The organism is Bacteroides luti (genome assembly GCF_900128905.1).
Taxonomy (GTDB): domain Bacteria; phylum Bacteroidota; class Bacteroidia; order Bacteroidales; family Bacteroidaceae; genus Bacteroides; species Bacteroides luti.
The window spans coordinates 44,603-50,932 of the sequence record NZ_FQTV01000023.1 but is presented as its reverse complement, the minus strand read 5'-3'; the positions used below and the strand labels follow the sequence as shown (position 1 = coordinate 50,932).

The window sequence follows — 6,330 nt, the reverse complement described above, 5'->3', positions numbered from 1 at the left end:
CCAAACAAGAGATTAAATGACAATCTATTCAAAGAACTCATTGAGTTTGCGGCTATTGCAGCATAGCTCGATACTATTTTATTAACTAACTATTGAAATAAGAACTTACATTTAAAAAGGTTGTAAATATACATTTTAGCAAAGTTTTCTTTGCCTTCGGAATCCTCGGGAATACAAAGATCAAATATATCTAATAAACGCTTATCATCTAATGCAACATCTACATTATCAGTTTGAACTTTAAGTACATGCAATAGAAAATTTTGAAAATTCACTACTGAATTAAATCTATCAGGTTGATCATCATTATTTGCTTTTTGTAACTCTATTGCAGGTAAAGAGATAATTTCATCAATATTTAATAATAAAGTTTCCTGTTGATAGCTGGGCACATTGAGTGAATGCTCATTATTGGATTTAATTTTAAGAACAAAATCATCAAACGACTCAACGACAAGTTCGTTCCAATCGTCCTGTCCAAACAATAAATGACGTTGAGCTGGCGTAAATCCATATTGAATATATTTCTCCATATTGGAGCAGGCTTCCCATATCAGATTGAAACAATACTCATAGAGCTCTCTTTTATCAGAGTTTTCAAAAAAACTCATTAGTTTAGATTTCAGTACTTCATGTTTTTCAAGCTGTTCACCACGACTATTCATTATTTCAAAATAATGATTCAGATCAATTCCAACAGGTAATTTAACCCGTATAATCTGAACATATTTATAAAGATAATCAATGAATTTTTCTATGGTTATTTTATTTTCATCAATTCTCTTCTTCAACTCTGTTTTGCAAATATCATAAGCAGTTTTAATATTTGCTTCATACTCGTTTTTCGGGAATTTACCTTCGAAAACAGCATTTAAGGTTGTCATCGATTTTTCTCTGCTAGCAAAACGGATATTGAGAACGTTAAACCAACTCAACTCTTTAAATTCATTGTTGATGACAGAAGTAAGGATGGCAAGTGTAGTGAGCCGTTGTTGACCATCTATCGTATCAAAAAAATTATTATTTTCTGCAACAATCAATGTGCCTATATAATAATTTTTATCAGGGTGAACTGAAGCATAATCCACAATATCTTGAATCAATTGTTCTATTTCTTTAGCCTCCCAGGCATAATTCCGTTGATAAATAGGTATATTATACTTGTCTTTCGACAAAGTAGTTTCAATATTGAGTGGGTCAATATAGTTGATTTTATTCGGCATAGTAGTTCATTTTCACATATAAATCTTTAATTTTAGTAGTTTTATCCGATTCGTAGCTCTTTGTCAAAAGAGGTATTTCTAACATTCCCAAATCTTTGGGAAAGGTAGCTTCTTTTATCTTTTTGAACATATTCATTTCATGCACTACATAATTATCCACAGATACCAATTGTAGATTTTGGTAAGTTAATCTGATACGGTACGCCCAAATAAAGATTTTTTCAATAGCCTTTGATACATCTTTCATTCCAAACTTATCTACATAGAAAAGCAATGCACAATCAAACAACATTCTCACATATTTATCACCTGTCCGATTACGCCCTTCATATTTGTCCAGTGTATCAATAATTTCTTTTGCAATAATATTCAATTCGCCCATATGTTTATACATATTGTCATATAAACTTTTGTAATAACTAACCATTTCAAAGAAATACTTACCATTAACAATGGCTTGATCTAGTTGGAAAGGGAAACAACTATCCGTACTAACAATGCTTTTTATCTTCAGATATTTTTCCATATTCCTGAATATCAATGTGTATGGATAGGAATCAATGGAGTCTAATGTTATTCCTTTAAACAAATCAATATCTTTCTTTGTAAAATATCTGGACGAATCACCTTTAGACCAGCCTCTTACCCTAAAAAGAAATTCTGCAAATAATTTTGCGAGTTCTTTACTATCTGTATTCTCCCAAGTAGCAACCAGTTTTTTTACTTCTTCTTCATCTACAGAATTATTCTTAGTATGAATTTCGCGTAAATGAAATGCCTTTAATAAATCATGTGGCTCAAGATCTTTGCCACGAGCATTCTGCGAGTCAAAGAACTGAAATGCTTCTGATACATCGTCTATTTTAAAACAATTAACCTGGCATTTATTGAGGAAGTAATCAACAAAAGACTCGTCCACGCTATCCAATTTTCTTTTTATCGTGTTATAATTATTTTGAATATTCATTTTGGTTAAATCACTTTTAAAAGTAGGATCAAACAGTTGACCATTCACCTCCAAAATTTGATTTTTCAATGCATCATTTAATCCTTCTAGTTTGTAAGCGAGTATGGCTTTCAGAATAAGCAAAAAAGTTATAGTTCGTTGTTGTCCATCAACAATTAGATCTTTTCCATTTTCTTGATGTATAACCACTGTTCCTATTCGATAAGGAGTGTCAGATTTAAATCTATGAATATCGTCAATCAATTGAATTACATTTTTGTTTGTCCATTTATATGGACGTTGATAATGAGGAATATCTAACTGCTTATTTTTGAGATATTCTCCAATTGACTTTATTTCTGAATCTACTATAGCCATAATGATTGTTTGCTAATAACTTTTACTAATTAACATAAACCTACTTTTTCCGCAATTAACCCATTCTCCAATCAACTTTTCCGCACCAACCAATTTTGCGTGACCTCTGAAACATTCCTGCCAATCTTCATCCTTTTTGAATAGTATGCGATTACAATCGTTCATATCTTCACAATTCAGAAAACCCAAATAAACTAACACAACAGGAATACCCTGATTAGCCAACCACCAGGCATGAGCTATCCGATTGGATAATTGATAGCATTTATCTCTAGATATTTTAATTTCTGGATATACTACATTAAGTTCAGCTTTTGCTTGAGTTATTGCTTCTTCAATTTTTGAGTGGTTTAGTTCTGAAGATTTATTGTTTATTCGTTTACCTGATTCTTCTTGTTTTAGTTCTTGTACATGAGCTTTGGCTTCGATCAATAATAATCCTTTTACTCCGTCAACGGTACAGGTTGAAATAAAATCCCAGTTTGGAGTGTTTGAAAATTGCGGTTTTTCCGCAATCCACCAATTTACTATTTGTGTCTTTAATTCTCCTGAAAATTTATCTAATAGAAAATTTTTCAATTGAACTTCTTTCTGTACTTGTTTGGATGGTAAAAATATTTCATATTCTGAAAGAATAATTGAATCATCATTAAGAATATTCCGAAGTTTTGGAATAAAGTCTGATGTACTTATTAGCTTAATCATAGCTTGTTGACTGCCTTTATCTCTTATCATCTCAAATTACAATATATTAGATTAAAACAACTGATTATCTCTTTTCAAAGGACAAACCTCTCTGTCTTTCACAGTATCATTACTTTCAACATGCCCTGTAAGTAAAGGAGATTTGGGATCGTGTTTAAGTCTACTTTTTGCAACAAATTCATTATTGAAGCTAGCATAGCAATAAAGACAATTGTGTCCGCAGGTATTATATTCACCAATATCAATACTCTGTACACAACCACATTCTGTCCGTTGATTCTTGTCTTTTGATATTTTGATATTACACCCTAATAATTCTTCCACTATTTTATTATCTATACATTTACCATGTCCTATACCATGACTTTCTAAATCTATCTTTTCAGAACATGTTTGTATGCACATACCATATTTTTCTGCAATTGGCCATAGCTTATCTGATATTTTAAATATCTCATATTCTGTAAGTTCTCGGGCAGTAGTACCACGTAGGTTTCTTTCTGTCTTTTGATAATAGTCTATAAAACTGATAGTACATCTATTTGTATACCCCTCTAATCTTTTAGCAAGCTCTTCGAAGTATTTGACATGATAGGCAATATCAATTTTATCGGTAAGTAATATTGGGTCATAACGCCAGATTACACGGTTTGAGCCTATCTTTTTCGAAAGCTCTTTGAAAGTTTCAACCACATTATCTTTTTTAGGTACTTTTACTTCAAGTTCCTGATTGTATGGATTGATAGTGAATTGAAAATAATAATGATACTCTTTGATTTCATCAAGTCTTGGCAGCATTGCTTTTGGATTCTTTGTCCAAAACACAATACAGTCAACCACTTTCGGATTGATTGGTACTTTGCTTATTTGGTGTATATTCATTGGATTACGAACATATACAAAACCTTCCTTAACCCGATTATAAAACCATTCCGAATAAAAAGCTGGTATATCAGTTCTTCGACTTACACTTAGTATCATCTGTTTCTTGTTTTAAAAATAACTGATTGCGCACTTGAACAAGGTTTTTTTATATCAAATCTTCCTTCAATTACCTCCGGAACATCAAACATAAGATTATCAAAAGGATGATTCTCCCCACCATAGTCATGTAATGGTTGATGAGGAAAACGATACAAAAACTGTGAAGTCAGATTGTTTATCTGTGATTGATTAAAAATTCTAGCAGATATTGACCTTACATCATTATGATTAATATCATTTGTAATTACAATTGATTTTTCAGGGAGTTTATCAATTATCTTATGGGTAAATTTTTCAATAAATTCATCAATCCTTTCTCTACAATGCAGATTAAACTCATTAAGTATATATTGAAGAATCACAAAATTATATTCAAGCATATCATCATCGGTTATATTATCTAAGAAGTCAAAAATATCAGAGTTAATGAATTCGATATTGTATTGTGGAAAAATCGTTTGTATTTGATTATGAGTCTCTAACCATCTTTCATTGTTATCTACACCAACATAAGAAATAGGTCTCTGTGTACCTACAATTGATAAATATCTATCAACACCAAATAAATCAGCACAAGAACCACAACCTAAATTCAATATATTGAATTGCCTAAACCTATTGAAGCCTAGATTATAGAATAAATGACCTATCTCTGAAGCATATTTATAGCTATAACTACATGTATAACAATAAATCATATTATTACAATCATAGCCTCTAGGAGATCCAAAATGACATTCTTGCAAACAGATATTGCAATTATTGCTACAATTATGTTCACAATCTATACATTTCCCATCTTTATTGATAGAACCAGCGCAAAATTCAACTAATTGATTTATAGGCATAATATTAGATTCTTTAGTTTTAATATTTACACCAAACTTAACCTCCCAGTTAAAAACGGCCTGCATAACCGAAACTTTGAGTTTCTATTATTTATCCAGCTCTTTTCAAATTGGGTTATTCCATTGTTCGTATCGAAAAGGATTTGGACAATGGCAGTTTGCACAGATCTGTTTTCAGGAGTACTAACAACTAAATTTTCAATAATATTTTTACTCCGATTTGATTGTATTCCTGTTTGGGTAAAACTTAAAATATCATTTTGAATGAATGAGAGATAATAAATTAATTTTCAGTTTTAAATTGATTCACTTCTCAAAGTTACAAAATCGAACCAAACAATTCAATTTTTCATTACTTTTTTTTAAAAAAATAACGTAATATTCTGCATATTACACTTTCCTGTTTTCTATATTTTAAATAAGCTACAAATAAATCTCCCCAGCCATATATAACTTACACTCTCCGCTAATTTCAACTCGTTTACCTAAATATTTGCAAGAAAGGTATCCCTTACGAGCTGACAGCTGAATTGCAGAAAGTTCTTTCTTATTTAGTCTTGCCGACCAGTAAGGAGTTAACGTTGTATGAGCTGACCCGGTAACCGGATCTTCATCAATGCCGGACTGCGGAGCGAAGAACCTTGAAACAAAATCTACATTGTTTCCTTTCGCCGAAATAATTACTCCCCTACCCTTTAACTTTGAAATCTCTTTCAGATTGGGCTTTATATTCACAATCTGTTCTTCCTTTTCAAAGACTAAGAAATAGTCTGTTTTACCTTTATAGGCTGCTATTGGTTTTATATCAAATCCATTTGTTATTTCATCCGTGAGTGTTATCTCTTTAAATTCATCGGAAGGGAAATTCAAGGTTAGCAGTTCTCCATTCTTGCAGACAGATAAATCTCCGCTTCTGGGTGAATAAAAATGAATGGCATCTTCTTTATGACCTTCATAATTGAACAAAACAAAAGCAGTAGCAAGTGTGGCATGTCCGCATAGATCGACTTCGACCGCTGGAGTAAACCATCGTATCTCGTATTTATCACCTTGTTTCACATAAAAGGCTGTTTCGGCAAGGTTATTCTCCATTGCTATTTTCTGCATAACATCATCACTCAGCCACTTTTCCAATGGGCAAACGGCTGCAGGATTGCCTGAAAAAACTTCGCTGGAAAATGCATCTACCTGATATATTCTTTGTTTCATATTGTGTGTTACTTTATTGATGCTACTGTTATAGTCA

At 31.7% G+C, this 6,330-nt stretch carries 6 protein-coding genes; all 6 read right to left on the bottom strand.

Features of this window, described 5'->3' with window-relative positions; translation table 11 throughout:
• Positions 1–89 precede the first annotated feature (89 nt).
• The 6 genes from BUC21_RS15540 to BUC21_RS15515 all read right to left on the bottom strand — a co-directional run bounded on the left by BUC21_RS15540 (position 90) and on the right by BUC21_RS15515 (position 6,293).
• Complete coding sequence (locus BUC21_RS15540) at positions 90–1,223, bottom strand: DUF262 domain-containing protein (RefSeq protein ID WP_073404104.1); 1,134 nt, start codon at positions 1,221–1,223, stop codon at positions 90–92.
• Entirely contained in the window at positions 1,213–2,547 is a 1,335-nt protein-coding gene (locus BUC21_RS15535; RefSeq protein ID WP_073404102.1) for a DUF262 domain-containing protein, read from the bottom strand. The genes BUC21_RS15540 and BUC21_RS15535 overlap by 11 nt, the downstream gene beginning before the upstream one ends.
• A 12-nt stretch (positions 2,548–2,559) precedes the next feature.
• On the bottom strand, positions 2,560–3,282 hold the full coding sequence (locus BUC21_RS15530) for a hypothetical protein (protein WP_073404100.1): 723 nt from the start codon (positions 3,280–3,282) through the stop codon (positions 2,560–2,562).
• 21 nt (positions 3,283–3,303) lie between these two features.
• Entirely contained in the window at positions 3,304–4,233 is a 930-nt protein-coding gene (locus BUC21_RS15525) for a DUF1848 domain-containing protein (protein WP_073404098.1), read from the bottom strand.
• Complete coding sequence (locus tag BUC21_RS15520; RefSeq protein WP_175550532.1) at positions 4,230–5,084, bottom strand: methyltransferase domain-containing protein; 855 nt, start codon at positions 5,082–5,084, stop codon at positions 4,230–4,232. Before BUC21_RS15520 ends, BUC21_RS15525 begins: the two co-directional genes overlap by 4 nt.
• Positions 5,085–5,507: 423 nt before the next feature.
• Positions 5,508–6,293: a PhzF family phenazine biosynthesis protein gene (locus BUC21_RS15515; protein WP_073404094.1), complete on the bottom strand. Its 786-nt coding sequence runs from the start codon at positions 6,291–6,293 to the stop codon at positions 5,508–5,510.
• Between the last annotated feature and the right edge of the window lie 37 nt (positions 6,294–6,330).

What these genes read in the sequence shown, in the direction of transcription:
- BUC21_RS15540 (WP_073404104.1), bottom strand. Translation starts at nt 1,223, where the DNA reads ATGCCGAATAAAATCAACTATATTGACCCACTCAATATTGAAACTACT.
- BUC21_RS15535 (WP_073404102.1), bottom strand. Translation starts at nt 2,547, where the DNA reads ATGGCTATAGTAGATTCAGAAATAAAGTCAATTGGAGAATATCTCAAA.
- BUC21_RS15530 (WP_073404100.1), bottom strand. Translation starts at nt 3,282, where the DNA reads ATGATAAGAGATAAAGGCAGTCAACAAGCTATGATTAAGCTAATAAGT.
- BUC21_RS15525 (WP_073404098.1), bottom strand. Translation starts at nt 4,233, where the DNA reads ATGATACTAAGTGTAAGTCGAAGAACTGATATACCAGCTTTTTATTCG.
- BUC21_RS15520 (WP_175550532.1), bottom strand. Translation starts at nt 5,084, where the DNA reads ATGCCTATAAATCAATTAGTTGAATTTTGCGCTGGTTCTATCAATAAA.
- BUC21_RS15515 (WP_073404094.1), bottom strand. Translation starts at nt 6,293, where the DNA reads ATGAAACAAAGAATATATCAGGTAGATGCATTTTCCAGCGAAGTTTTT.